General features: G+C 55.2%; 20 protein-coding genes and 2 tRNA genes. 13 read left to right on the forward strand and 9 right to left on the reverse strand.

Annotated features, from left to right (window positions below; all coding sequences use genetic code 11):
* Positions 1 to 37: 37 nt before the first annotated feature.
* Positions 38 to 125: transfer RNA gene (locus BQ5456_RS06605), tRNA-Ser, on the reverse strand.
* A gap of 218 nt (positions 126 to 343) precedes the next feature.
* Between BQ5456_RS06605 and BQ5456_RS06610 the strand changes: the two genes are divergently transcribed.
* The 3 genes from BQ5456_RS06610 (at position 344) to BQ5456_RS06620 (ending at position 2,952) form a co-directional block, all read left to right on the forward strand.
* Positions 344 to 1,117 carry an AzlC family ABC transporter permease gene (locus tag BQ5456_RS06610; RefSeq protein ID WP_235858541.1) on the forward strand — a complete coding sequence of 258 codons (774 nt, stop codon included), beginning with the start codon at positions 344 to 346 and terminating at the stop codon, positions 1,115 to 1,117.
* Position 1,118: 1 nt separating this feature from the next.
* Positions 1,119 to 1,451: a branched-chain amino acid transporter permease gene (locus BQ5456_RS06615; protein ID WP_071129288.1), complete on the forward strand. Its 333-nt coding sequence runs from the start codon at positions 1,119 to 1,121 to the stop codon at positions 1,449 to 1,451.
* Between the two features lie 166 nt (positions 1,452 to 1,617).
* Positions 1,618 to 2,952 carry an MFS transporter gene (locus BQ5456_RS06620; RefSeq protein WP_071129289.1) on the forward strand — a complete coding sequence of 445 codons (1,335 nt, stop codon included), beginning with the start codon at positions 1,618 to 1,620 and terminating at the stop codon, positions 2,950 to 2,952.
* An 86-nt stretch (positions 2,953 to 3,038) separates the two neighbouring features.
* Here the strand turns inward: BQ5456_RS06620 and BQ5456_RS06625 are convergent.
* Positions 3,039 to 3,111 (reverse strand) — tRNA-Arg (locus tag BQ5456_RS06625).
* A gap of 167 nt (positions 3,112 to 3,278) precedes the next feature.
* On the opposite strand from BQ5456_RS06625, the gene BQ5456_RS06630 reads away from it, so the two are divergent.
* Together BQ5456_RS06630 and BQ5456_RS06635 are read left to right on the forward strand one after the other, a co-directional pair.
* Positions 3,279 to 7,472: a DNA helicase gene (locus BQ5456_RS06630; protein WP_143037052.1), complete on the forward strand. Its 4,194-nt coding sequence runs from the start codon at positions 3,279 to 3,281 to the stop codon at positions 7,470 to 7,472.
* Between the two features lie 2 nt (positions 7,473 to 7,474).
* Positions 7,475 to 7,666 carry a hypothetical protein gene (locus BQ5456_RS06635; protein WP_071129291.1) on the forward strand — a complete coding sequence of 64 codons (192 nt, stop codon included), beginning with the start codon at positions 7,475 to 7,477 and terminating at the stop codon, positions 7,664 to 7,666.
* Between the two features lie 239 nt (positions 7,667 to 7,905).
* Here BQ5456_RS06635 and mscL read toward each other — a convergent pair whose 3' ends face one another.
* The 3 genes from mscL to BQ5456_RS06650 all read right to left on the reverse strand — a co-directional run bounded on the left by mscL (position 7,906) and on the right by BQ5456_RS06650 (position 9,919).
* Positions 7,906 to 8,343: a large conductance mechanosensitive channel protein MscL gene (mscL, locus tag BQ5456_RS06640; protein ID WP_071129292.1), complete on the reverse strand. Its 438-nt coding sequence runs from the start codon at positions 8,341 to 8,343 to the stop codon at positions 7,906 to 7,908.
* A gap of 20 nt (positions 8,344 to 8,363) precedes the next feature.
* A complete protein-coding gene (locus BQ5456_RS06645) occupies positions 8,364 to 9,047 on the reverse strand; it encodes an SAF domain-containing protein (protein WP_071129293.1) in 684 nt (227 codons plus the stop codon).
* 251 nt (positions 9,048 to 9,298) lie between these two features.
* Positions 9,299 to 9,919: a 5-formyltetrahydrofolate cyclo-ligase gene (locus tag BQ5456_RS06650; RefSeq protein WP_071129294.1), complete on the reverse strand. Its 621-nt coding sequence runs from the start codon at positions 9,917 to 9,919 to the stop codon at positions 9,299 to 9,301.
* A 106-nt stretch (positions 9,920 to 10,025) separates the two neighbouring features.
* Here BQ5456_RS06650 and BQ5456_RS06655 point away from each other — a divergent pair, with 106 nt between their 5' ends.
* From BQ5456_RS06655 to BQ5456_RS06665, 3 genes are all read left to right on the forward strand, one after another.
* On the forward strand, positions 10,026 to 11,237 hold the full coding sequence (locus BQ5456_RS06655) for a molybdopterin molybdotransferase MoeA (RefSeq protein ID WP_071129295.1): 1,212 nt from the start codon (positions 10,026 to 10,028) through the stop codon (positions 11,235 to 11,237).
* A gap of 9 nt (positions 11,238 to 11,246) precedes the next feature.
* Positions 11,247 to 11,960, forward strand: a complete 714-nt coding sequence (locus BQ5456_RS06660; protein WP_083378412.1) for a GNAT family N-acetyltransferase — start codon at positions 11,247 to 11,249, stop codon at positions 11,958 to 11,960.
* Between the two features lie 223 nt (positions 11,961 to 12,183).
* The gene (locus BQ5456_RS06665) at positions 12,184 to 13,506 is read left to right on the forward strand and encodes a hypothetical protein (protein ID WP_071129296.1); all 1,323 of its coding nucleotides are present in this window, start codon (positions 12,184 to 12,186) and stop codon (positions 13,504 to 13,506) included.
* Positions 13,507 to 13,525: 19 nt separating this feature from the next.
* Here the strand turns inward: BQ5456_RS06665 and BQ5456_RS06670 are convergent, their stop codons facing one another.
* Both BQ5456_RS06670 and BQ5456_RS06675 read right to left on the reverse strand, forming a co-directional pair.
* A complete protein-coding gene (locus tag BQ5456_RS06670; protein WP_071129297.1) occupies positions 13,526 to 14,248 on the reverse strand; it encodes a YggS family pyridoxal phosphate-dependent enzyme in 723 nt (240 codons plus the stop codon).
* A gap of 52 nt (positions 14,249 to 14,300) precedes the next feature.
* Complete coding sequence (locus BQ5456_RS06675) at positions 14,301 to 16,919, reverse strand: DEAD/DEAH box helicase (protein WP_071129298.1); 2,619 nt, start codon at positions 16,917 to 16,919, stop codon at positions 14,301 to 14,303.
* A 116-nt stretch (positions 16,920 to 17,035) separates the two neighbouring features.
* Here BQ5456_RS06675 and BQ5456_RS06680 point away from each other — a divergent pair, with 116 nt between their 5' ends.
* Together BQ5456_RS06680 and BQ5456_RS06685 are read left to right on the forward strand one after the other, a co-directional pair.
* Positions 17,036 to 18,517 carry an alanine/glycine:cation symporter family protein gene (locus BQ5456_RS06680; protein ID WP_071129299.1) on the forward strand — a complete coding sequence of 494 codons (1,482 nt, stop codon included), beginning with the start codon at positions 17,036 to 17,038 and terminating at the stop codon, positions 18,515 to 18,517.
* Positions 18,518 to 18,597: 80 nt separating this feature from the next.
* Positions 18,598 to 19,377 (forward strand): CDP-alcohol phosphatidyltransferase family protein, encoded by a 780-nt coding sequence (locus BQ5456_RS06685; protein ID WP_071129300.1) that lies wholly within the window; start codon positions 18,598 to 18,600, stop codon positions 19,375 to 19,377.
* A gap of 13 nt (positions 19,378 to 19,390) precedes the next feature.
* On the opposite strand, the gene BQ5456_RS06690 is transcribed toward BQ5456_RS06685, so the two are convergent.
* A complete protein-coding gene (locus BQ5456_RS06690) occupies positions 19,391 to 20,380 on the reverse strand; it encodes a hypothetical protein (protein ID WP_071129301.1) in 990 nt (329 codons plus the stop codon).
* Between the two features lie 77 nt (positions 20,381 to 20,457).
* Between BQ5456_RS06690 and BQ5456_RS06695 the strand changes: the two genes are divergently transcribed.
* Positions 20,458 to 20,946: a flavodoxin domain-containing protein gene (locus BQ5456_RS06695; RefSeq protein ID WP_071129302.1), complete on the forward strand. Its 489-nt coding sequence runs from the start codon at positions 20,458 to 20,460 to the stop codon at positions 20,944 to 20,946.
* 102 nt (positions 20,947 to 21,048) lie between these two features.
* Here the strand turns inward: BQ5456_RS06695 and BQ5456_RS06700 are convergent, their stop codons facing one another.
* Positions 21,049 to 22,506, reverse strand: coding sequence for a helix-turn-helix transcriptional regulator (locus tag BQ5456_RS06700; protein ID WP_083378413.1), 1,458 nt, complete (start codon positions 22,504 to 22,506; stop codon positions 21,049 to 21,051).
* Positions 22,507 to 22,654: 148 nt separating this feature from the next.
* Here BQ5456_RS06700 and aceA point away from each other — a divergent pair, with 148 nt between their 5' ends.
* The gene (gene aceA, locus BQ5456_RS06705) at positions 22,655 to 23,941 is read left to right on the forward strand and encodes an isocitrate lyase (RefSeq protein WP_071129303.1); all 1,287 of its coding nucleotides are present in this window, start codon (positions 22,655 to 22,657) and stop codon (positions 23,939 to 23,941) included.
* 19 nt (positions 23,942 to 23,960) lie between these two features.
* Positions 23,961 to 25,601, forward strand: coding sequence for a malate synthase A (gene aceB, locus BQ5456_RS06710; protein ID WP_083378414.1), 1,641 nt, complete (start codon positions 23,961 to 23,963; stop codon positions 25,599 to 25,601).
* Positions 25,602 to 25,618 lie beyond the last annotated feature (17 nt).

Genomic DNA, 25,618 nt, shown 5'->3' on the forward strand with positions numbered 1-25,618 from the left:
AACTGACATAAATAGGGGTAAAAACCTTGTCTGTCGGCGGAGATGGAGGGATTCGAACCCTCGAGGGGCTATCCACCCCAACTCCCTTAGCAGGGGAGCGCACTAGGCCACTATGCGACATCTCCAATGTCAAAGCACCTCCATAGTTTAACGGACAGTAAGGGCGCGACCAAAAACATCGTGCGTGCATCTGGTCACTTGCCACCCGGTGTAACAGGTGTCCCAGCCGGCAAAGGACAGCGGTTCTGGCTGCAAAAATAGTTATTTTGATTCAAATGTCGCGTCCTCCCCTCGCTTCCAGGGTTTAAGACCCCTGGTGAGTGAAGAAGCCAAACTGCCTAACATGATGAACATGCACTGTGACCGCCAGCCGCCGGGTCAGCAACCGCCCGGAGATTCCGGAAACCCAGCTTCTCCAAAACGGTCAGCCTTAAAACAAGCGGCACGGCTGACCGGTCCGGTGGGCATGGGGTACCTGCCGCTGGGGATTGCATTCGGGGCATTCGCGGTTACCCAAGGATTCCCTGTATGGCTGACTATTTTATCGGCTGCCATTATCTATGCCGGCTCGATGGAGTTCACCGCGGTCTCCCTCATCCTCGGTGGTATCGACTTTTTCCAAATCGCTCTCACCACCCTGTTCGTAAATTTTCGCCACGTGTTTTATGGCTTGAGTTTCCCGCTACGCAAAATAAAATCTGCGCCCGCCCGCCTGTACGCAATCCACTCCCTAACCGATGAAGCCTACGCCCTCAACGCCTCCCACCTGACAGATAAGCGCCTAACCGGCCCGGTCGTCCTCTCTATCAATCTGCTCTGCCACCTGTACTGGCTAGGCGGGGTAACCGTGGGTGCCTTCGTGGGCAAAGCCTTGCCCTTCAACACCGATTTCCTAGGGTTCGCCCTGCCTGCGCTGTTTGTCACCCTGGCAATAGATGCCTATCGGCAAAGCGACTATCCACTCCTGGGGTTAGCCGCGCTAGCCTGCGGTTTAATCGGTGCCATCTGGTGCGGAAAATATATGCTTATCACCGCGCTTTCGCTGTTTACCGTGGTGGTTTTGCTGCATTGCGCCTGGGTAATGCGCCGCATTCCTTCCGGGAAAGAGGGTGCCTGAAATGAATCCTGAAACCTACCCTTACGCCCTGGGTGCTATTGCCGTAATCTGGGCAGTTACTTATGCTTTGCGGGCTTTCCCCTTTGTGGCACTGCGCGGAAAAGAAGAATCACCCCTGGTGCGCCTAATAGCTACCAGTATGCCGCTGGGAGTAATGGTGATCCTGGTGGTGTTTGCGCTGATGGACACCAATTTTTGCTCGCTAGCCTCCTGGGTACCGGCGGCTGGCGGAATCCTAGTTACCGCCGCCATCCACTTCAAATGGGCAAACGCAATGCTCTCTATCGTGGCAGGTGTCGCCACCTATTGGGTATTAGGGATGCTGCTGGCATGAGGGCGCGGCCGGAGTAAAACACCGGGGATAGCTCCCTAAAACCCGCTCCTTAACTCGTCCTCGCCTCCGCGGCTACGCTGAAAGCGTGGAAAGCTGCCGGAAGTAACTGAGGGTACTACGCTGAAAATACCGCAGGTTTTAGATTGCAAGGTTTGAGGAGGAAGATTTGTCGCGCACATTCACCTCCTTCAAATACCACAACTATCGGCTCTGGTGGATGTCCAATATCTTTGCTTCCACCGGTCTATGGATGCAGCGAGTCGCCCAAGACTGGGTAGTGCTGATGGTGCTCACCGAGCAATCCGGATTTGCAGTCGGGGTAGTCACCGCGTTGCAATTCCTGCCCCAATTGCTGCTGTCGATACCGGCAGGGATGGTGGCAGACCGCTTTAATCGGCGTCGCATAATCCAGATCTGTCAATGCATAGTCGCCCTTTGTGGGCTGATAACCGGGATTTTGCTGCTCACGGGAGTGGCCGCCCTCTGGCAAATCTATATATTTGCCCTGGTAACTGGAGTTGCAGACTGCCTAACCTCCCCGGCGCGGCAAGCCTTCGTCTCTGAACTGGTCAGCGGGGACGACCTGCCGAATGCGGTAGGTCTAAACTCCACCGCATTTAACTCGGCGCGCTTGATCGGACCAGGTCTCGCCGGGTTCATGATCGCCGGAATCGGTCCAGGCTGGGTTTTTATTGCCAACTGCGTGCTGTTTATCGTCCCGGTTCTGGGATTGGCGCTCATGGACACCAGCAAGCTTTTTAGCCGGGAAAAAACCTCCCACACCCAGGGGATGATGCGTGAAGGGCTCCGCTACGTGCAAAATCGTACCGACATTAAAGCCATCATCGCGATTCTTACGGTAGTGGGAGCCTTGGGGATGAACTTCCAGCTCACCCAAGCGGTCATGGCCACCCGAGTATTCGGGAAAGGTGCTGGTGAATACGGGCTACTAGGGTCGATTATGGCGATCGGCGCCCTGGCGGGAGCCCTACAAGCTGCCCGGCGCCGCCAGCCGCGAGTTTTCACCGTGGTGGTCTCAGCCGTCCTCTTTGGAATTTTAGAGGGCGCACTGGCGCTAGCTCCTACCTACGAAATCTTTGCCCTGTTGCTAATCCCCACCGGATTCGTGATGTTAGACCTGCTTACCAGCGCTAACGCCACTATCCAAGTTTCTACCGAGGAAGAAATCAGGGGGCGGGTACTGTCCATCTATTTCCTGTTTTTCCTGGGAACCACCCCGATTGGGGCGCCAATAATCGGCTGGGTAGCCGAACATTGGGGGCCGCGTTGGTCGCTAGGAGTCGGCGCCATAGCTTCGCTAGTGGTGGCGATAGTAGTGGGGCTTTGGCTGTGGCGGCATTGGAAAGTAGATGTCACTGTCCGCGCCTCCCGTCCCTTCCTAACTATTGAAGGGCCGCGCGAGCGGGCGATGCGACGCCGCACCGAGCGCGCCGAACGCCAGCGGATTATGGATAACCAGTCCCGCGACACCGGAACCTAAAGTAGATATCCCGGGGGTCGTCCTCCAGAGTGAGCCTAGCCAAAGCAGTTTTAAGCACAGCGAGGGGTGAAACTAACCCTGAACAGTGCCCCCGAGACGATTCGAACGTCCGACACCCGCTTTAGGAGAGCGGTGCTCTATCCCCTGAGCTACGAGGGCGCAAGGCGGCCGTCAGCGCCTCAGCCAGTCTAGGATAACACTGGTTAATCAGGCTTAAAACTACAGTGGTAGTCACCTCGGGTTTCCCAGGTAGTGATTATTATCGTTTTCGCCCTCTCAGGGCATGGCAACCAGGGCAAACCCCTTAGGTCTCGTATGCTGGCATCGTGAGCTATAACCCGGAAACAGAGATGAACTCAAGCGAGAGTACCAATCAGGCTTTGGCGATGGAAGAAGCACCTGCTAGCAGCGGTAAACAGCTAGTGGAGGCGGCACTGAGTAACTGGAGTGCCAACCTGGAGCGCACTATTGCCGAAGAAACCGCCTCGGCCTACCTGGAACTATCTGCTGCCCACCCCGGTGGTTTGGCACAGCTTTACGGAGGGCGCCCCACCCGCCTATCCAACCTGGTACGGGAACCGCGCGCCCTATCGCATTGCCGGATTCGGGCGCGGGAAGTACTCTCTGCCTCCCGAGATCGTGAAGCCCGTTACGGCAGTGGACCGGTTTACCTGGCGATTGGGACAGCTTCTTGGCGGCAGGGAGGAACCCTGGGAGCCGCTTGGGATCGGGCAGCTAACCAAGCCGCGTCCTCGGTAACGAAAATATCGGCGACTGCTGCCTCGGCGCTAAGCACAGAAAATAACGCTACTAACAGTGAAAATACTTCCGAAGATGCGGGTGAAAATAGCGCCGTCTACGATATTGAAAAAGTTCATGCCAGTGAGCCCCGCACCATCACCGGACCGGCGTTGCTATGCCCGGTGGAACTTTCGCTGACTGCAGATGAAGACGTGCTGCTTACCCTAGATAATGTGGTCGAAGTGTGGCCGCCGCTAGAAGCGGCACTGCGGGAAAAAGGGGAACAGGCAGAAATTGTTTCCATTCTGCAAGGGCTGCAGGCAGATGAGGCTTTCAGCCCCACCAATGCCCTGCACGAGTTGCGGCGCCTGGGGATGATACATCTTTTGGGATTTGATCTTTACGATTCGCTCACTGTGGGGCAATACTTACATCCCTTATCTAACCTGGTAAAAGACTATGCGCTCAATAAAGAATTATTGGCTCAATCGCAGGTAACTGCGGCACTTTGCGGAGATGTAGAGGCCGCCGGGGCGGTACTATCCCCCCTGCCGGAACCGGTTTTAAGCGACCGTGACCCCGTGGCAGAACATGGGGTGGGTGACCTTGACCCCGCGCAGCATAACATCCTAGATGCGGTGGCATCCGGGGCGAACCTGCTGCTAGATGCACCACCGGAATCTGAAATCACCTCCACAGTGACCGCGATTCTCGCGGATGCTGCCAGTGCGGGGCGCACTATCGCCTATGTGCCGGGGGCGCGGCGCCGCCTACAGCAAGTACTCTCTGCCCTGGACCGCTTGGGTTTAGAAGGGCTCACCCTGGATTTATCGGATCGTAGCCGTTGGAACGATGTAGTACCCGCCAAGCTGCTGGAATCCTTAAACTCCCCGATAGAATCGATTGAAGCGGAAGAAGCTGAAGCCACCAATAAAATGCGCCACGAGCTGACCCAAGTGCGCTCCCAACTGGGCGGATATATGGAACAGCTGCACCGTAAACGTGACCCTTGGCAGGTATCTGCCTATGATGCCCTACAGGTATTGGCAGATTTAACCTCCATGAAACCAGGGCCGCGTACCAAAGTACGTTTCGACCTGGAAACTTTGCATCATATCGCCGCGGATGGAGCCAAACGTGCCCAAGAACTACTCGCGGAAGCAGAAAAAGAAGGGATTTTCGCGCAGACGCGAGCAACCAACCCTTGGTATTCGGTGGTAGTTTCTTCCCCCGAAATGGTTGATACCGCTGTTGAGGGTGTTTCCCAACTAGCCGGGCGCACCTTACCGCAGGTGCGGGCAGATATTGATCGCGCCCAAAAAGAAACCGGGCTGCGCCGCGCCACCACCCTCAACCAGTGGCATGACCAGCTGCGGATGCTAGATGGTTTGCGTGAAGCCATGGACGTGTTTAAGCCCCAGATTTTTGAGCGTTCCGCCGCCGATATGGTGATTGCTACCGCCACTAAGAAATGGCGCCAAGAGCGCGCCCTCAATATGAAAAATTCTCAGCGGCGCCACCTGATTAAACAGGCGAAAGACCTGGTGCGTCCCGGACGCAGGGTAGAGGATCTGCATCGTGAACTAATCCGGGTGCAGCAGCAGCGCCGCATTTGGCGCGAATACTCTCCCGGCGGAGGCTGGCCGGTTCTGCCTGGGCGCTTAGACCAGATGCAAAAAGCCGAGGAAGCGCTACGCAGCCATATATCGCGTTTGCAACCGTTCTTCTCTACCGGTTTCGGGGATTTCGCAGAAATGCCGCTTGATGACCTAGCCAGCTTGATGGATAGCCTCTCTGCAGACGAGAAGGGCGCGGAGCGGCTACCACAACGGGTATCCCTGCTAAAAGAACTTCACGACTTAGGGCTGGATGAACTAGTCAATGACCTGCGTGAAAGGCGAGTTTCCCGCGAGTTACTGCGCACAGAACTAGACCTGGCCTGGTGGGCATCGGCACTGGCAGAAATGCTGCGTCTAGATGACCGGCTGGCTCATTTTGACGGGGAACGTTTGCGGGAACTGTCTACGCGACTGCGCCAACTTGACCTGCAACAAGTGAACTCTTTGGCAGGGCAAGTATTGCGACAGGTGCGCCGGCAGATAGCGAAACTGGTTGATTCCCAAAGCGAAACTGTTTCTGACCTGGAGCACGTGTTAACCGAGGCGCGCACGGATTTGCCGGAAGTTATCGGGCAGTTCCCGATTGTCGAGCGGATGCGTCCTATTCGCATGATTCCCCCGGTGTTGGTACCTCAGATTCTGGGGAATGATCACCCCGTAGATTTACTGGTGTTGGACGGGGTAGAAAATGCGGATTTGGCAGAAGTGATTCCCGCGATTGCCCGGGCGGAACAAGTGGTAGTGGTAGGGGATGTGCGCCGCAGCGAACAGGGAACCATCTCCGATTTTGCCGGGATATTCCCGCAATTGACCGCGCCCCCTACCCGCTCACGGGTTAATGAATGGGTGGCGGCATTCCTGGCAGACCACGATTACGGTCGGGACGTGATGCCGGTGACCGTGCCGCGTCCCTCGCGTCCAGTAACTTTGACCGTGGTCGATGGGCGGGGAATGCCTGCACCGGGAGCCCAATGCGTAGAAACTTCTTCTCAAGAGGTTGAGGAGGTAGTGCGGCAAGTTTGTTTACATGCGGAACTGCAACCGAAAGATTCTCTAGGAGTGGTGGCGTTAACCGTAAAGCATGCCCAGCGAATCAGTGCCGCGATTATGAGCGAAGTTGCTCGCAACCCCAAGTTAGATAAATTCTTAGGGCGCAACCAGGAAGAACCTTTCGTAATCGTAGATGCGGCAGGTGCAGCTGGTTTACGCCGCGACCACGTGATTTTATCGGTGGGATTTGCGAAAACCCCTCACGGGCAGGTGCTACATGACTTCGGAGTAATCTCTGCGATGGAAGGCACAGCGTTGCTGGTAGACGCGGTTTCGATGGTGCGTAAAGAACTGTCTTTGATTTCTTCTATGGCTCCTGAGGCTATTGATCCGCAGCGGCTACACACCGCGGGATCCAGAATGCTCTACGATTTGCTACAAGCCGCGCGCGCTCAGGCGCAGACCGTGGGACCGGTACAGGCGGCACAGGCCATGGACGAGGAAGAATCGCAACCCGATCGCCTCCTGCTTGACCTGGCGGAACGTCTCTACTCGGTAGGATTAACCGTGATTCCTAACCTGGGACCCAAGAACGGGATGCGGATACCGCTAGCGATTGGACACCCCGACTATCCAGACGAACTGCTGGTGGCGGTGCTGACCGATAACCCCGATTACGTGGCCGAAAAATCTTTGCGGCGGCGCGAACGGCATTGGCCTGACCGCCTCAAAGAATACGGCTGGGTAGTCAGTGTAGTGTATTCCACCGCGGTTTTCATGGATCCCGCCGCGCAGGCACAGCGCCTACTTGACCTGGTGGTGGACGTGGTTGAAGAACGTAAGAAAGCGCAGGCAAGACGCGAGGCAGCGGCAGCTCCCGCCCCTGCTCCCGAGCCGGCTGCATCTCCGCTTCCAGCCAGTTCACCGGCGCCGCAAGCAGCTATTAGCGAGAAAGACCGTCCCGCATCTCGTCCGCGACTATCTCGGGGACTGCCACTTACCGCCTACGGTGATGATCAGCTAGATGACCTGCTCGCTTGGATTCGTTCTGATGGTAAAAAACGTAGCGTAGAGGAAGAAGTGGATTTACTTTTTGGCGAGTTAGGGCTGCTCCGTAGGGATACCCAGGTAGAAACGATTCTGAAGAACGTAGTTACCCGGAATCATTAACCATGAAACATCCTGCGGCGCGTAGCTATTCCGAGGTGGATTTGCAGCGCATCCAGGAAGGTAAACCCACTTCCTGGCAGGAAAGCGCAGATCCAAGCCCGGAAAAGTTCGCGCGCCCAAGTGACGAGCAAACCCGCCCCGAGGTGGATTACCTATCCGAACTCCCTCCCCACTGGCGCGAACATAATCAGTAGCCCTCATTTAGATTTTCTTCGCTTAAGCCGGGGCGCGCGGGGGAGAAGTTTTTCCTCCTGCCCAAAAATTTGGAAAACGTAGCGGCGTTTTCCAAATTTTGCGCCCACCTAGCCTGCTCGGATAAAACTTCTCCCCCACGCAAGGGTCGCGGCCGGTAAAAGATACGAGAGGGGCTTGACCGGCGAAGCCGGTCACGGGGTCCCCGGAGTGCTTTTACCGAGCCAGACCCGTGACGAGGTTAGCTGTTTTGGGAGGCGGATTTTTCGGATTGCAGCAGGTCGCGGATTTCGGTCAGCAGTTCTACCTGGGGATCTGCCTCGGGTTCTTCTTCCTCCTCGTCGGTCTTATCTTTAGCGTCGCGCACGCGCATCAGCTTATTCATCGGTACGATAATGCAGGTATAAATCGCTAGTGCTACCAGCAGGAAGTTCACTAGGGCGGTGATAATTGCGCCCGGCTGCACAGTAGCGCTGCCCAGGTGGAACTCTAAAACGTTATCGAAGTTGGGTTTGCCCACCAATCCGGCGATTAGCGGGTTGATGAACTTTTCTACGATGGCGGTTACTACTGCCCCGAAAGCTGCACCGATAACTACTCCGACTGCCAAGTCAATGGCGTTTCCCCGGGAAATAAACTCTTTGAATCCGGCAATGAAACCAGTTTTTTCTGTACTCATTAATCCTCTTTTAGTAGGTTTTAGCCTGTCCTGGCCAATTGTAGCGGTTCCGTCTTACTGGCTTGCACTAGCAGCGGTGCCTGCGCGGCGTTCACTGCCACCTCGATAGTGGCTGCCTTTTGTCCCCCAGTTAGCGAGCCACTGGCGGCACTTACCGATAACACTCGGGCGGTAACCTGTGCGGCAAGTCCCTTATTTCCCGCCAATTTGTTTTCTGCCTCGGGGCTACTTTCTGGAGAAGTTTCACCCGTAACAGCGTTTTCATTGTCTGAAGATGTTGATTGATTTTCAGCAGAGGTAGCGAGGAAGAAGATCACTTCATCGCCGGCGCTGGCCAAACCCTGATCGCTTTCTCGTAGCGGCAACGCCAATATCACTTGACCTTTATAGGATTGTCGTGCAAACGGGGAGGAAGAAAATAACGCCGGGAATAGGGTAGTTCCGGCAGCAATCGGTACTGCGGTTCGTTGCCCCACTACTTGGGAAACTTTCTGATACGCCCGGGGAGGTAGCGCCGCCACCGGAACCGCTTTAACTGCCACTTGCTCAGCGGTAATAACCGTTCCGGGGGCTATGGTGGTGGCAGATACGATCATCGGTTTGCTGGCAACTTGGGGTAGCACTAAACGCAGCAAATTGATTATTACTGCCACCGCGGCAGCTAGGGCAATGGTGCGCCGCCAGCGCCAGAGAAACTCTCGCATACCCCGATTTATCTCAGCTTTCTGAGTGGCAAGAAAAGCCCAGATAATCCGCCGGAAAACATGTCGGTTATTGCCCCTTGGGGACAGCACAGCGTTATCTGCAAGAACTGTTAAACGCAGGGGTATAGCTGCCGGATGGAACCGGGTAACCCGGGGAGACAAGATTCCCGAACCGAGCCGCCGCAGCCTGCCCTTTCAGGGACAATATAGTCCTGTCGGTCCTCGTCCATCGCCTCCGGTATCGACCTGGGCTAGTCGCTACCTAGTTTTTGTAGACGCCCTTCCGAGGTCAATACCTGGTCAACTAGCTGGTCGTGTGGCTCCCGGGGCAGCGTTCCCGCCTGTAGTACCTCCCACTCGTGTACCAGGGCAATCAGCTCGGGATGAGGGAAACAAGTCGGGCCGCAATGGGCTAAGGTCTGGTCGTACCAACCGGCTCCCCGCCCGAGACGCACTCCCGTCCTATCCACCGCCAAGGCAGGTAAGAAAATAATTTTTAGCCCTATTTTCGCCAGCTCATCGCAGCGTATTTCCCTAGATAACAGGGGAGGGTGCGGGTTGAAACGACGGTAAAGCGCACGTGTGTGTTGCGCTGGATCCAGTTCCCCCCAACGTGACTGTTCCAGACCGCAAGGAACCATCAGTTTCAAACCAGCCGCCAGAATGGTTTCGTTAAGTAAGAAAGTAGGAACTTCAGTGTCGAAAGAAAGGTAACTAGCTACTACCTCGCCAGGCTTTAAGGAATCCAAAAGTGGCTTCGCTGCCGCCAAGACTTGCGTTTCTGCCTGGTGGCGTTGCGCGGCTGAAAATGACAGGCGGCGGCGATCCAAAAACTTTTTTCGCAGCGCCCGTTTGCTAGTCACTAAATCCATGAATCAATGATAGACGTTTATGCGTTTGCCTCCATTCGGCTTTTCGCCGTCGAGGCGCGGGCGTGGGCAGGTAACCTGGAAACAGTACTAGACCTCAGGAGGGCGAATGCGCACTGTTGCGGAACATTTGAATACTTGTCTGTCCCTAGTGGCACCGCTAGAACCGCTAGACGTGCTGCTACCGGATGCGGTGGGGTGTGTCCTGGCCGAGGACGTGAGTGCACCTTTCGATTTGCCGGTCACCGACCAGGCAACTTTGGATGGATATGCGGTTCGTTCCCGAGATATCGGGGGTGCCGGAAAAATGCGTCAGGTCTACCTGGACGTTATTGCCGAGGTGAAAGCGGGGGACGCGGAACCTTGCGCCCTGGTGGAAAATAGCGCGGTCCGGATTGCCTCGGGTGCTCCCTTACCGGTGGGAGCAGATACCGTGGTTCCCCTAGAGGAAACCGATCAAGGCGGTGTTCGGGTGCAGATTCTGTCTGCTCCGGCAAAGGGTAGGAATATTTTACGTCGTGGACAAGATGTAAGCGCCGGTACCGTGATTTTGCGTGCGGGTTCACGCATTGGCTCGCGGCAAGTGGCGCTGCTGGCGGGAGTGGGGCGTCTGCGGGTGACGGTGCGTCCTCGTCCTCGGGTAGTAATTTTGTCAATCGGGGACGAACTGATTGAGCCGGGTGAAGCAATACGAGCCGGGGCAGTTTTTGATGCGAATGGACACGCGCTTTCCTCGGCAGTGGAAGATGCGCGGGCAGATACTTTCCGGGTGGCGGCGGTTCCTGATGAACACAGGGCGCTTTCTGAAACTATAGAGGATCAGCTGGTAAGGGCAGATATTATTATCACCACCGGTGGTCTTTCTTATGGTAGTGCCGACACGGTTAAAGAGGTGCTAGCTCCCCTGGGAACCGCGCGTTTTGACAATGTGGCAATGACTCCCGGCAAACAACTCGGTTACGGCACCGTCGGGGAAGGCACCCCAATTTTTTGTCTCCCCGGAAATCCGGTAGCTGCCCAAATCAGTTACGAGATTTTCGTGCGTCCCTGCCTGCGACACCTGGCGGGTTGGGAAGAGCTGTATCGACCTTCGCTGCGGGCGCGAGTAGATCGCGGGTGGCGTTCTCCGGTGGGCAGACGCCAGTTTGTGCCGGTGAAAATCGTGGGCGCGCCGGATAGTGGTTACCGGGCGCGCCTGACTGGGGAACCGGAAGACCTGTTGCTTTCCAATATGGCCAGGGCAAACGCGCTGGCGGTTATTCCCGAAGCGGTAACCTCGGTTTCCGAGGGCGACTATTTCCATTGCATGGTGCTAGATTAGGGCGCTGTTTTGGTTTCTGAGCGAACTACTTTTCGTCTGCGTGCGCGTTTCCGTGCGCAGCTAGATGATCCGGTAGGCCTCGGTCTGATAAAACCGGGGAATCCACCAATAAAACAGCTATTGGTTCAGGAGATGAATGCCCGGGATCATCGTTTAGCTGCGCAGGTGCGAGCCGATAATCACAGTTGGTTGGAACCTTGGGAGGCGGGTGCCGCTCCGGGGTATCGAAGTGAAAATATGGAGTTGCGGGCTTTTATTAAGCGGAGCGCCCGCCTAGCGCGGAAAGGACGCTACTATTCCTTCGCTGTTTGGGTTGATGGGCAGCTAGTGGGGCAGATAAGTATTGGCGATATTGCCCTGGGAGCTTCACATTCTGGGAACCTGGGGTATTGGGTTGCCGAAGAATATAGCGGTCGAGGAATAATCACTACCGCGGTGGCGATGGTGTTGGATTTATGCCTGGGGGCGCCATATTTGCACCGGGTAGAGATTAATCTGCGTCCTGAAAATAAAGCTTCGCGCCGGGTAGTAGAAAAGTTGGGGCTGCGTTTTGAGGGACGCAAACGCAATTTCTATTTTATTGCCGGACAATGGGCTGACCATTTGGGGTATGCCGCTACTGCCGAAGAAATGCCCGAGGGTGGATACCTGGAGCAGCTAAGGGGGCGGGCGCGGCTAAAAGAGGGGGAGTCCCGAAGTTTACCTGCTGAGGACGAGGGCTAAACCTTCTTGCAGCCGGTCGCTAATTGCGTGATAGGAAACTGCGTGAGATTGCTTAAACAATAGGTTTCTTTCGCGGGTAGCTGCGAGCCAAAATAAAGAAAAAATGTGGCTATTGGTGCATTTGTTACGAATGTTGCATTTTGCTAAAAATTTCATAACATTCCCTGCTCAACACGCCTTTACGGTGAGAGAATCCGGCAGATAAATATCCTATTTTTGATATGTGGAGTTTATTGGATTGGCCTTACCGATTTTGGTATTGATTCTCGGGGGAATATATCTTCCCCTGTTGATTGATACCAAACGCCGGCAAGCTCATTCCCATGGCGATGACCGCTTCAGCGCGAACTTGCGGGTGTTGGACACCCAGTCACGTCCGGAAAAACGGCAGCGTTACAGCGTAAACCCCCCAGTCTTAGGAGGAACTATGCAGCGACCAGTAGCACCAGCTCAGCGTGACCACAGTGAACTGATGGCCGCGAAGATTACCCGGGCTCAGCAGATACAGCGGCGGGCGCAGGCGGCCCGCCGCCGCCTCACCCTGCTAACTGTACAGTTTGCGGTAGCGATTGTGCTGGTAGCGGCAGCGGCGGTGAACTCCTTTTCCTGGTTATGGACTTTGATTCCAGTTGCTACGATGGGTGCTACCTTGTTCCTGGGGGCGCGCGCCGCCCAGGCAGGTAGAGAAAACGACCAACGCGCCCTGGAACGTATCCACGCGCTTGAAACTCGCCCCGCCAAGGGACACCGCATGAGCGAAAGCGAAAAGAAATATGCGCAGCTCAGCGCGAAAGCGGAAACGGATGCAAAATCGCAGGTGGATGTGGCAGCTAAAACCGAAAGCGATAGCGTAAAATCCGCAGAACAGCCAGCAAAGACCGAAACTTCTACTGCCGATACTGCCGAGGTTGTCGCAAAGCAGCAGGCAAGTGAAAACTGGGGACAGTCCGCTCTGGGCAAACTGGCGGCAGCTGCTCGCCGCGCCGCGAATTTCCGGGAATATTTTGTACGCGGTGAGGACGAAGTGGCCGATAAAGTCGCTGATGAAGCCAGTGAAGTTGTCTGCGAAACTAAACTCGCTAGCAAAGATGACAACACCGAAAACATAGCCGATATTGCAGCGCCGACCGCCGCAACCAGCGAAGAAACTGAGGCCAAGGAATCGCCGGTAGTAGCGCCGGTGGCGGCAGACTCAAATACGGAAATCAAAGCCGCAGCCCCAACGGAAATCGTGGTTGATAAATCAGAGCCAGAGCCGGTAAAAAGCGCTGCGGTCAGCGAGAAAGAAAGCCGCGAGGATGAGCGCGGATGGACTCCCACGCCCATGCCAAAACCGATTTACGCCCTCAAACCGCGCTTGGCACGCCGCGATGTAGACGCCTCCGAGCTGCTGGCAGAGCATTTAGCAACGCGGGGGAGCGCTCCCTACCGTCCTTCGCGTCCGCATCCGCATACCGAAGAATCTTTGACTACCGCCCAGCTGGTGGCGCAAAGTAAACCGGTAGATGTGGAAGCTATTCTAAATACCCGGCGGATTGCCAACTAAGAACTGGCAGGCACAAGCCTTAACGGCAATCGCGTGCGCCGAAAACATCGGTGCCGATTCGCACCATAGTTGCGCCCTCGCTAATCGCGATTTCTAAATCCTGGGACATTCCCATCGACAGCTCGCGGGCATCCTGCCCGCGTCCTCCGGTAGCAACCGTGCAATCCCGTAGCTCCCGCAAAATTCGGAAAGATTCACGAATCCGCTGTTCATCAGGGCTAAGCGCCCCAATAGTCATAAATCCCCGCAAGCTGAGCTGCTCCATTTGTAGCACTTGCTGGGTTAACTCCCAGGCCTCCTCGGGGTTTATTCCCTCTTTGGAGGCTTCGCGCGAACAGTTCACTTCGATAAAGCAAGGCAGAACCCGCCCGGGATAGTTCGCCTCTAGGCGGCGCACTAAACGCTGGGCAGTTTTAAGAGAATCTACCGTTTCGACCAGGTCACAGACCTTGAGGGCGGCAGTGATTTTATTGCCCTGCAGGCGACCAATAATATGAACTTCCGCCCCCAGATCTGCTGCTCGCACCGCCTCATTGGTAGCTTGTGCTTCCTGGACATGGTTATGTCCCAGCACCACCGGCAGACCGCGTTTTTTCAGCTCCTTAGCAGCCGCAATAATCTGCTCGCTGGTGCGAGTCTTGACTGCCAACTCTAAAGTAACTTCACTGCGCGCCCGTCCGGCCTGCTCACAGGCTTTAGTGATCCGCTGGTCTACTTGCTCAATCCCGGTTGCGATATCCATAACTCCCACTCTAGTGGGCGTGGCAAATATAGAAAGTTCTGTGGGTAGCGCCCTAAGTGATATCTCCGTAAGTCACCAGGTAAGGTTGTAGCTCCCCGCTCGCGTCAGTTTTCGAGATATCTAGGGCAAATAACATTCGCCATTCCCATAGCCCGCTGCCATCATCCACTTCTTGCAGCAACGCCCAAACCTTCCTGCCGTCCAGTAAATCGCTATCGGGATCAAGGTAGCGAGACAGCAGCTCCCGCGCCTGTTCGCCCTCGCTAATTACCGCATGAGTGCTAGAACGGGCTCCTTGATCCAAAGTCAGGTCATCATAGCGTTCCCAATAGTCATCCAGCAGAGCCTCGCAATCCTCATCCGACCAGGCATTCCCATCGGCGTGTAAATCTTGGCAAGCCGCAAGCCGCGGCAGGCTATCGAAGGCTATGGCTTCTACGCGCTGCCAGGCGGCATTGCGGAACTGGCGGCGCAAAGCGAAAGGATTAGCACTGGGTAGCTGGTTTTCTCCGCTCCCAAAGGCGGGTTCTTCCTCGGCATCCTCCGCGAGGCTTTCCCGGCGTTTCCCGCTGGCCAGCGCCTCCCACTCGTCGAGCAGCGAGGAATCCACACCCTTAACTGTGTTCCCCAGCCAAATTAATAGCTGGTCGAAGTCCTCATTCCGCTTCTCCGGCGGCACGATTTGCCCCAAGGCGCGATAGGCGTCGGTCAGGTAGCGCAGCACTACCCCTTCACTGCGGGCAAGCTCGAAACGGGAAATGAACTGGGTAAAAGTTAGGGTATTTTCTACCAGGTAACGCACCACCGATTTAGGGGAGGGCTCAGAGCCATAAACCCAAGGATTAGAGTGCGCGAAAGTCTTAAACGCGCCGGCAATCAGTTCTTTCAGAGGCTGCGGCCAGGTGGTTTCCTCTAATATCTCCTGACGCTGGTTATATTCCACGCCCTCGGAACGCAGCTTTTGATACACCTGGTCACGCTGGGCTTTTTGCTGAGCAATCAACACCTGGCGGGGATCCTCTAAAACCGATTCCACAATCGAAACTAAATCTAGGGCGTAATCGGGGCTATCAGGATCTAGTAAATCCAAAGCAGCCAGGGCGAAAGGAGATAGCGGCTGGTTAAGGGCAAAATCTTCCGGCAAATCATGGGTGAGCACTAGGCGCCCGCGGCTACCTGCCTTTTCAGCAGGTAAATGCCGAACCACTTCCGCCTGTTTTAATGAGGAATAAACCTGCCCTAAGCGGCGCAAATGCGGATTCGAATTTTGCGGAGCGTCATGGTTATTGCGTGCCAGCCACAGCAAATGTTCCCCGGCGTCGCGCTCACCGGAAAGCACATTAAGCGCCAAGGAGTGGTCAATCCGGAAATGGGAGCGCAGTGGCTCCGGCTGAGCGGCAACCAGGCGTTCAAAAGTAGACCGCCCCCAGGAAATCTTCGGCTTTTGGCTATTTGTCGCCGGCGCGCCCTTGCGTTTTTGCCCCTTCGCCGCCAACTTCTTGGTCTCAATTACTTCGGGCGGTGCCTGCACCACCACAAACCCCATAGTGTCGAACCCGGCGCGCCCGGCTCTCCCGGCAATCTGGTGAAACTCCCGAGCCGACAGGTGGCGCTGGCGACGCCCATCAAACTTGACTAGGGAAGTGAACACCACAGTCCGGATAGGAACATTTATCCCCACCCCTAAAGTGTCCGTCCCGCAAATAACCACCAGCAGCCCCTGCTGAGCCAGCTGCTCCACCAATAGGCGGTATCGCGGCAGCATGCCCGCGTGATGCACCCCCACCCCCAGGCGCAAAAGGCGCGACAGGGTTTGGCCGAATCCCTTGGTGAAATGCACTCCCTTTAACTGGGCAGCAATTTTTTCGCGTTTTTCGCGGTCCAGCAGATTAGCAGACGCCAAGCCGGCGGCGGTTTTGACCGCCTCATTTTGCGCAAAATGCACCAGGTAAATCGGCCAGCGTCCCGCCTTCACCAGGCTTTCTAGCAGGTACTGGGAGTCGTCCTCGCTATATTCCATTTCCAGCGGCACCGGGCGGGAGGCTCCGTCAACGAGCGCCACTTCCCGCCCGCTGCGCGCCTTCAAGTCCCGGATGAAAAAATCAACGTTTCCCAAGGTCGCCGACATTAACACAAACTGAACTTTTGGCAGTTCCAGCAGCGGGACCTGCCAAGCCCAACCGCGGTCCGGGTCGCCGTAAAAGTGGAATTCATCCATGATGACTACCCCGGCATCTAGTTCGGCACCATCACGCAGTGACTGGTTGGCCAAGATTTCCGCGGTGCAGCAAATAATCGGGGCTTCCGCATTTAGAGAAATATCGCCGGTAATCATTCCCACATTGCGGGCTCCAAACAGCTCTACTAGGTCAAAGAATTTCTCCGACACCAGGGCTTTTATGGGGGCGGTGTAGTAGGAGCGTTGGTCTTTTGCCAGTGCCGCCAAATGTCCTGCTAAGGCGATCATGGATTTTCCCGAACCAGTAGGAGTCGCGGCAATCACGTGGTGACCGGCAAAAATTTCAGTAGCGGCTTCCTCTTGATGGGGGTATAACGCTCGACGGGTAGAGGTCGCCCAATTGCTGAACCCTGCGAGGACCTCTAAGGGGTCATCTAATTTCCCCGCGTCCTCTAAATCGTCCAGCAGCTGATTTAGGGGGGAAATACTCATGCGGCTATTCTAACCGGCTTCCGCAGTGTGGACACGTTTGCATTAAAAGCCCCTCCCAGACTGTTCTAAGAGGGACGTCCAAAACAGTTTTGGGCGCCTGAAAGGACAAAAATAACGTGGATCAAGCCGCCGCAATCGTCAAGCAAATAGCCGATGCTATCGCCCTCTACGCCGAAATCTGGATTCTGATCGGCCTGGGGATTTTCTACACGGTAGTTACCCGGGGAGTGCAATTCCGTTTCTTCCGCCATATGTGGCAAGTAGTTTTCGCTTCTCGGCAGGGCTCGCACGGAGGAATCTCCTCCTTCCAGGCTTTCACTATTTCCCTAGCGGCTCGGGTAGGGGTAGGCAACGTGTTCGGAGTGGCGGCCGCGCTAATCATCGGCGGTCCCGGCGCGATTTTCTGGATGTGGATAGTGGCGCTAGTAGGGATGGCCACCTCCTTTATGGAATCTACCCTGGCGCAGCTCTTCAAGGTCAGGAACGAGGACGGTACTTTCCGCGGAGGTCCGGCCTACTATATGTGGTTGGGGCTGCGCAAACGTTGGTTTGGTTCCATCTTTGCAATCATCGCTATTATCACCTGCGGTTTCGTAATCACTTCGGTGCAGTCCAATGCGATTGCCGGCTCGATTATGACCACCCTCGGCACTACTGAAGCCCAACAGGGCACCCATTCGGCCATAATCGCGGTAATCCTGTTCGTTTTCGCAGCTCCGATTATTTTAGGAGGAATTCGTTCGGTGGCACGGGTAACCGAATGGATGGCTCCGATTATGGCGGTGGTTTACGTGATTATCGCGGCGATTATCCTGGTCATGAATATCGGGCAGATTCCCGCGATTCTGGCGTTAATCGTGAAAAGCGCGTTCACCGGCGGGGCGCTTGGAGGCGGAATCGGTGGGGGAATCTTCGCTGCCCTGATCAACGGGGTGCAGCGCGGCCTCTTTTCTAACGAGGCCGGGCAGGGGACTGCCCCCAATGCGGCCGCCACTGCTACAGTTTCTCACCCGGTGCGCCAAGGGCTCATCCAATCGCTAGGAGTTTTTGTAGACACCATTATCGTATGTTCCGCGACTGCCATCATTATTTTGAGCGCCCCCAAAACGGTGCTGACCGGTACCGATCCCTCTCAGGCAGCCTCTTTGACTACGGTGGCGGTAGCCTCCCAGTTAGGGGATTGGTCAACCTACCTGATGCTGTTGATTATCTCGGTGCTGGCGTTCTCTTCGATTATTGCCGCCTATGTTTACTCCGATGTAAACATGTCTTTTGTTACCACTAAGCCCTGGGCATCTTGGTTGGTGCGGATAGTCTCGGTGGCTTCGGTGGTGTTGGGGGCAGTGGTTTCCCTGCCGCTGGTGTGGAACGCAGTGGATATTGCCATGGCGGTTATGACCATTACTAACCTGATTGCGATTACCCTGCTTTGGAAGTGGGCAGTAGGCGCCTTAAAGGATTACTCTGCATCGCGGCGGCGGGACAAGAACGGGGTGCCGGTGTTCGTAGCTAAGGACAATCCCTATCTACCCGGGAAACTACCCACCGAAGTTTGGGATAATCCGACTGGTCAAACCGTTTCAGTAGCCAAAGCATAGGTGTGTGCGCCAATCAGAAAATTAGGTGACTCATTTTTCAGGTTTTCGCGTATTCGAAACCCTAGGGCAAAATAGGGGCTATGGAACAGACCCCAACAACAGTCCATTCAGAGTTCACCCGTCTTGATTATCTGAAAGCCTGGGCGGTACATGCTTTTACTGCCTCGGCAGTAATCTGGGCAGGATGCGCGGTGCTAGCTTTGATGCGCCACGACTATCTGCAGATGTGGGGCTGGCTGGCGATTAGTTTGATTGTTGATGGTTTAGACGGCACCTTGGCGCGGCGTTACCGAGTAAAAGAGGTGGTTCCCTGGTTCGATGGATCCGCCCTCGATTTAATAGTTGATTACTTGACCTGGACGTTTATTCCCGCCATTTTCATGTCGCAAACCTTAGTTTTCGCCCCGGGAACTCCTGGTAAGGGGATAGACCTAGTGGTGACGGAAGTGCTGATGGTAGCGGTTTGTGCGTCCTCTATGTTCTGTTATTGCAACAAGAAAGCCAAAAGTTCCGATAACTATTTCGTAGGGTTCCCCGCTGCCTGGAATATCGTAATCCTCTATCTGTACCTGGTGGCGCTGCCCTGGTGGTTCAACCTGACAATCGTGCTGCTGTTTATTGTGTTAACACTTTCTCCGCTTACTTTCTGCCACCCCTTCCGGGTGGAAAAACTGCGCTGGCTCAATATCTTGTCGGTAGTTATCTGGCTGGCCTGCATTGTATGGCTCACCATTTATTTCCCGGAGCGCAACCCGCTGGTCTGGTGGGCATGGTGGATTAGCGGCATTTACTTTATTGGCAACGGAGTGGTGCGCACTTTCGTAGGTCCCCAAGCTCCGCTTAAAAAAGTAGCTAGCTGAACCGCTAGTGCCGCTACCGCGGTTTTAACAGGAAGTTTACGAGGTAACGTTCCCGTAAGTATTTGGTGCCTTCCACCAAGAAACCGGAAATAATAAATAAAATGACGATTACTATCACATAAGTGGGATAGTCCCTGCCGGTCATCGCAAAATACACGTAGGGGGCGGCGAAAGTAATCGCGGTAGTAAAGGTGCCTACCATCCGTACCCAGCGGCGTTTGGCAGTAAACATGGCCAGCACCCCCCAGGTGTAGGGGATGGCGGTAGCAATATCCATAGTCCACAGCACCAGCAGGGAACCGTGAAACTCTTTCACCAGGCTCACCGGCAGAACCCGCAAACTGGAATAGGTGATAACCACCAGATAGGCCAGCACTTTAGGGTCGGTACACCATTTCACCAGGCGGGAGCGGTGGGTTTGGGTAATCCCGCACGCTTTAAGCGCTCCCGAAAGTTCCGGAGGTAGGCGGGTGGCATCGATTCCCAGGAATGCTTGCCGGATGCGCTGCCTAGTGTTTTCACTCAGGTCTTCCCAGCGGTCAATGATTGCTCCTACCAGGTTGCGCGGATCTAGCATCCAGGGACGTGCCGGATCGCTTTCCCGCTCAGCAGAGGGAATCGCCCCTACGAGACGTTTGCGATATTCCATGCCACCGGGGTAGTGGGCGGCATCCACTAATGTGGAGCTGCCTAGCAGATGAGCGAGGCGTTCGGCCTGCGCGCTACTGCCTCCGCCTAACCAAACGGAGAGGGCGCGTTGCAAATCCCAGCGCAGTTCCCTCAAGAAGCGCTCCCCCTCCTCAGATGCTATGAAACCATCGAAGTTTTGCTCGGGAAGAGAAAACAGCCAGGAAACATCGCGGGTAGAACCTCGACCTAGTTCGGAAACCCGGTGCAAACCGTTTCCGCGACACAGAACCACCGGATCCACGGAGTATTTAGACACCACGGCGAGATCGGTGAGCTTTCGCCCTTTATTAGAGGAAGATTCGATCAACGCCACGGTTTCCAGTCTAAGAGAATTCCAGATTTTCTGGTCTTTTCATGGCAAGAAAGCGGAAAAATGGTCATACTAGAACTATGAAGGTTTTAGTAACAATCGCCTCCAAGCATGGAGCAACGGAAGAAGTCGGAAAAGTTATCGCCGAAGAACTGGAAAACGCCGGTCTGGAAGTGGATCTGGAAAAACCAGAAGAAGTCTACAGCCTGGACGGGTATGGCGCAGTGGTTATTGGTTCGGCGGTTTATCTAACCAAGTGGATGGATAATGCCAGCGATTTTTGTCGCCGCTTTGCTTCGGAGCTGCGTCGCACCCCGCTTTGGGCGTTCTCGGTGGGACTTTCCGGAGTACCGCAAGATAAAGTCCAGGATCCCTCCCGGGTGGGACCGGTGCTTTTGAATATTGAACCCAAAGAATATGTGACTTTCCCGGGCAAATTGGATCCAGAGGAGCTGTCTTTGCGGGAACGCACGGTGGCCCGTCTAGGAGGCGCAGTCGAAGGTGACTTCCGTGATGACCAGCTGGTTCGTGACTGGGCAAAGAAAATCATTAAAGAAATTAAGGCCTAGACCTTTTTCTTAAGCTTTCATTACTGTCCGCAGGTTTGCTGCCCGTAGGGGGATTCCTCAAGGGAGGCAAACCTGCGGACAGTATTGTCTAAGGGGGGGCGCTTATTTATCCTGCTCGTGCCGGGCTAGGAACTCGTAGACAATCGCGTCATCTACTCCTGGGAAAGCCCCCGGCGGTACCGCCGCTAAAAGGTGGGAATGGGTTTTCACTTCCGGATAGGCTTTTCCGTCCCACTCGCTAGCCAGGCGCGGATTCGCCAGGCGGCAACACCTAGGGTCGGGACAAGTCGAGGCGAAGCGATTCTTAGTGTCACGTCCTGCAAACCATTTAGATTCTGCGAAGGGCACCCCGATTCCGATGGAATATTTCTCGGTGGAGGTGGTTACTATCTGGGCGCTACAAAAGAAAGTTCCCATCGGGGTGTCGGTATATTGTCGGTAAGGTAGGCTCGTGTCCTCCTGCTTAAATGCCTGCATAGAAGCATACTTACGACATATAAGTTGCCCTTCGATCGCTCCGGACACGTCCTCGGGAAAACTGATCCCGTCATTAGCGTAGATTTTGGTGAGCACCCCGGCAGTGGATACCCGGTCAAAATGCAGGCGGATTCCCAGATGCCGCGTTGCCAGGTTGGTGAAGCGGTGCGCGGCGGTTTCATAACGCACCCCGTAGCGATCCACCAGCGCTCCCACTTCCAGTTCGCGCGCTTTCTTCGCTGCCTGCAACATAGCTACTACCGGCTTTTCCGGTAGCAATATAGCAGCCGCGAAATAGTTAGCGGCGATGCGTTGGCGCAGAAACTCTCCGAAACTGTGAGGGGTATCGTGTCCAAGAGCCACTCCGGCTATTGAACGCAGCCCCAGGGAGCGTACATATTTTTCCCCCGGCTGATTGGGGCGCAGATAGATTCTTCGATTCTTCATATCCCGAATAGCGCGGGCGGCTGCCGGCAGGTCATCGGTGCGAATCAGAGTGTATCCCAGGTGGCGGACAATCCGTTCTAAATCGCCAGGTGCACGCGGACCATTTTCCATATCCAAGGCAGTGAGAATATCCGCCGCTACCTGCTCAATTTCGGCTAAATAGTTATCGTGGGCGCGCATTTCCTCACGTAGTTTGCGATTTTCTGCGCGGGCTTTTTCCGGGGTTCCCGCGTGAACACGTCGGGAGGACGCCAGCTCCCGTTGTAGTCCCACGATTACTCGCAGGGCATCGGTAGGTAGACGAGAAGAAGGGTTTAGCTGCGGCAGTTCTAGTTTCTGATAGGAGGATTGCGCCTGGTAGCTGGTCAGTTCCAGTTCCAGCCGCGCGCGCTCGTCTGGCGCCTTGTCTTCTAGTAGGTATGAGGGAGTAACCGAGAGCGTCTCGGAAATCGCTTTCAACAGGGAAAGCCGGGGTTCACGTTTGCCATTTTCGATTTGCGAGATTAGCGAGGGTGCGCGATCAACCGCTTCTGCCAGTTCTTTTAAAGTGAGGTGCTGCTGTTTTCGCGCGTGACGAATCCTCGCCCCCAGGATGGCGTTGGGGGAGAGCGCCAACTTTTCTTCCTCACTAGCCATAGATTCCTCAAAAGTTCGCAGTGTGTGAATTATTTAAATAGTTTACAGTAAATCGCTAGATATCGAGAGATTCTATTGCGTAATACTCTAACTAAGGCCTCCGGTGAGAGGTTGGTCAGAAAGGGCTCAAGACTTAGAGGAGAACATCATGAGCACTGCGGAAGAAATCCAGAAGCGGGCAGCAGCAATTCAAAAGGAATGGGAGACCAATCCCCGGTGGAAGGGCGTAGTTCGTCCCTACTCCGCGCAGCGGGTAGCCGAACTGCAAGGTTCCGTAGTCGAGGAACACACCCTGGCGGAGCGGGGTGCCAAGCGGCTATGGAAGATGCTGCACGAGGAAGACTACATCAACGCTTTGGGTGCCATCACCGGTAACCAGGCAGTGCAGATGGTGCGCGCGGGTCTAAAGGCTATCTACCTGTCCGGCTGGCAGGTGGCTGCCGATGGCAACACCTCCGATAACACTTATCCCGACCAGTCTCTATATCCCTACGATTCCGCTCCCAAGATGGTGCGCCGCATCAATAACGCCTTCAAGCGCGCCGACGAAATCACCTGGTCGGAGCATCAAGATGTGGACTTTGACTGGTTCGCCCCGATTATCGCCGATGCCGAGGCCGGATTCGGGGGCGCCCTCAACGCCTACGAGCTAATGAAGAACATGATTAAGTCCGGTGCCTCCGGGGTTCACTACGAAGATCAGTTGGCGGCAGAAAAGAAATGTGGTCACCTGGGCGGGAAAGTTTTGATCCCCACCTCCCAGGCGATTCGTAACCTAGATGCTGCTCGTCTAGCGGCGGATGTGCAAAACACCTCGACCTTGATCGTGGCGCGCACCGATTCGCTGGGTGCCAACTTGATTACCTCCGATGTAGACGAACTGGATCGCCAGTTCCTAACCGGTGAGCGTTCTGCTGAAGGTCACTACTACACCAAGGCCGGTAAAGAGGTAGTTATCGCCCGTCTGCTCGCCTTTGCTCCCCACGCCGATTTGGTATGGGTGGAAACCGCCACCCCGGATCCGCAGTTGGCTCGGGACGTGGCTGAAGCAGTTAAAGCAAAGTACCCGGACAAGATGCTGGCCTACAATTGCTCGCCCTCCTTCAACTGGAAAGCCAACCTGGATGATGCCCAGATTGCTTCCTTCCAGAAGGATCTGGCGGCGATGGGCTACTGCTTCCAGTTCATCACCCTGGCCGGATTCCACCAGATTAACTACGGGATGTTTGACCTGGCTAAGGGGTATGCTAGCCGCGATATGAGCGCATTCGTAGAACTGCAAGAAAAAGAGTTCGCAGCCGAGAAGGATGGCTACACCGCTCATCGCCACCAGCGTGAAGTGGGTGCCGGTTACTTTGACATGGTAGCCACCGCTATTAACCCGGAGTCGTCTACCTTGGCGATCAAAGGTTCAACCGAAGAAGCTCAGTTCTAAACCAAAAGGCATAAAAAGAATGAATAACCATACTGATCTAAAGGAAGGGAAGGTCGAGGTTCGCTACCCCCAGCATGAAGATCCGGGGACTAACCTCACCGACCGTTTCGGCGAAATATTAACTGATGAAGCTCTAGAGTTCCTGCGCCAGTTGCAGTTGCGTTTTGGTGCTACCCGCGCAGAACTACTAAAGGAGCGGCATGATCGGCGCCAGCGCCTCGCCAATGGCTACTTGCCACGTTTCTTGGAAGAAACCAAAGCTATCCGTGAGGATAACTCTTGGAAAGTGGCGCCGTTTGCTCCTGGCTTGGAAGATCGCCGGGTAGAAATCACCGGCCCGACTGAGCGGAAAATGACCATTAACGCCCTTAACTGTGGAGCGAAATGCTGGTTGGCAGATTTAGAGGACGCCAACACTCCGCATTTCACCAATGTAATCGGCGGTCAGGTGAACCTCTATGATGCGATTCGGCACACCATCGAGTACACCAACCCGGCCAATGGCAAGCACTACCAGCTCAATGAGGGCGAGCTGCCCACCATTATTGTGCGTCCGCGTGGCTGGCACCTGACGGAAAAGCATATCCGGATTGGGGGGCACTCCTCATCCGGTTCGCTCACCGACTTTGGTCTCTATTTCTTCCACAACGCGAAAGAGCTGATTAAGCGGGGCAGTGGTCCCTACTTCTACCTGCCGAAGATGGAAAGCCACCTAGAGGCGCGCCTCTGGGCAGAAGTATTCAACTTCTCGGAAGAATACCTGGGGATTCCCCATGGCACCATTCGGGCAACCTGCCTGATTGAGACCATTGTGGGAGTCTTCGAAATGGAAGAAATCCTCTATGAACTGCGGGATTATTCTTCCGGTTTAAACGCGGGTCGTTGGGACTACATTTTCTCGGCGATTAAGAAGTTCCGCGATTCCGGTCCTAGCTGGGTGTTGCCGAATCGTTCCGACATCACCATGCAGGTTCCGTTTATGCATGCCTATACCGAGTTGCTAGTCAAGACCTGTCACAAGCGCGGCGCCCACGCTATCGGAGGAATGAGCGCCTTTATTCCCTCAAAGGATCCGGCGGTAAACGCCGAATCTGAGCGTAAGGTGCGCGAGGATAAGACCCGCGAGGTCGAGGCCGGATTTGACGGTTCTTGGGTGGCGCATCCGGGAATGGTTGGCTATGTACGGGAAGTCTTTGATGGATACCTCAAGGATCGCCCTAACCAGGTAGATCGGCAGCGCGATGACGTAAACGTGACTGCCAAAGAGCTACTGGACTTCGCTTCTACTCCGGGCGCTGTTACCGAGGCAGGGGTACGTACCAATGTGGCCGTAGGGCTGCGCTACCTCTACTCCTGGCTGGGTGGAAACGGAGCAGCTGGCATTTATGGGTTGATGGAGGATGCCGCAACTGCGGAAATCTCGCGTTCCCAGATTTGGCAGTGGCTGCGTTACCAGTGCGAACTAGATGATGGACGCAAAGTCACCCAGCATCTAGTAGAGGAACTATTCGCCGAGGAGTACGGGAAGTTCCTGGAAGAGGTCGGCGGGGCCGGCAAGGAACGGGCGGAGCAATCTGCGCGGATCTTCAAAGAGGTCTGCATGCAAGGGGAGTTCCCCACATTCTTAACGGTTCCGGTTTACGCCAACGAGTTGGAGTAGCCTTTCATCAAGAACTC

It is taken from the genome of Varibaculum massiliense (assembly GCF_900106855.1).
Classification (GTDB): Bacteria; Actinomycetota; Actinomycetes; order Actinomycetales; family Actinomycetaceae; genus Varibaculum; species Varibaculum massiliense.

What these genes read in the sequence shown, in the direction of transcription:
- BQ5456_RS06610 (WP_235858541.1), top strand. Translation starts at nt 344, where the DNA reads ATGATGAACATGCACTGTGACCGCCAGCCGCCGGGTCAGCAACCGCCC.
- BQ5456_RS06695 (WP_071129302.1), top strand. Translation starts at nt 20,458, where the DNA reads ATGAAGGTTTTAGTAACAATCGCCTCCAAGCATGGAGCAACGGAAGAA.
- BQ5456_RS06650 (WP_071129294.1), bottom strand. Translation starts at nt 9,919, where the DNA reads ATGGATTTAGTGACTAGCAAACGGGCGCTGCGAAAAAAGTTTTTGGAT.
- BQ5456_RS06655 (WP_071129295.1), top strand. Translation starts at nt 10,026, where the DNA reads ATGCGCACTGTTGCGGAACATTTGAATACTTGTCTGTCCCTAGTGGCA.
- BQ5456_RS06685 (WP_071129300.1), top strand. Translation starts at nt 18,598, where the DNA reads ATGGAACAGACCCCAACAACAGTCCATTCAGAGTTCACCCGTCTTGAT.
- aceB (WP_083378414.1), top strand. Translation starts at nt 23,961, where the DNA reads ATGAATAACCATACTGATCTAAAGGAAGGGAAGGTCGAGGTTCGCTAC.
- BQ5456_RS06700 (WP_083378413.1), bottom strand. Translation starts at nt 22,506, where the DNA reads ATGGCTAGTGAGGAAGAAAAGTTGGCGCTCTCCCCCAACGCCATCCTG.
- BQ5456_RS06615 (WP_071129288.1), top strand. Translation starts at nt 1,119, where the DNA reads ATGAATCCTGAAACCTACCCTTACGCCCTGGGTGCTATTGCCGTAATC.
- mscL (WP_071129292.1), bottom strand. Translation starts at nt 8,343, where the DNA reads ATGAGTACAGAAAAAACTGGTTTCATTGCCGGATTCAAAGAGTTTATT.
- BQ5456_RS06670 (WP_071129297.1), bottom strand. Translation starts at nt 14,248, where the DNA reads ATGGATATCGCAACCGGGATTGAGCAAGTAGACCAGCGGATCACTAAA.
- BQ5456_RS06645 (WP_071129293.1), bottom strand. Translation starts at nt 9,047, where the DNA reads ATGCGAGAGTTTCTCTGGCGCTGGCGGCGCACCATTGCCCTAGCTGCC.
- BQ5456_RS06675 (WP_071129298.1), bottom strand. Translation starts at nt 16,919, where the DNA reads ATGAGTATTTCCCCCCTAAATCAGCTGCTGGACGATTTAGAGGACGCG.
- BQ5456_RS06635 (WP_071129291.1), top strand. Translation starts at nt 7,475, where the DNA reads ATGAAACATCCTGCGGCGCGTAGCTATTCCGAGGTGGATTTGCAGCGC.
- aceA (WP_071129303.1), top strand. Translation starts at nt 22,655, where the DNA reads ATGAGCACTGCGGAAGAAATCCAGAAGCGGGCAGCAGCAATTCAAAAG.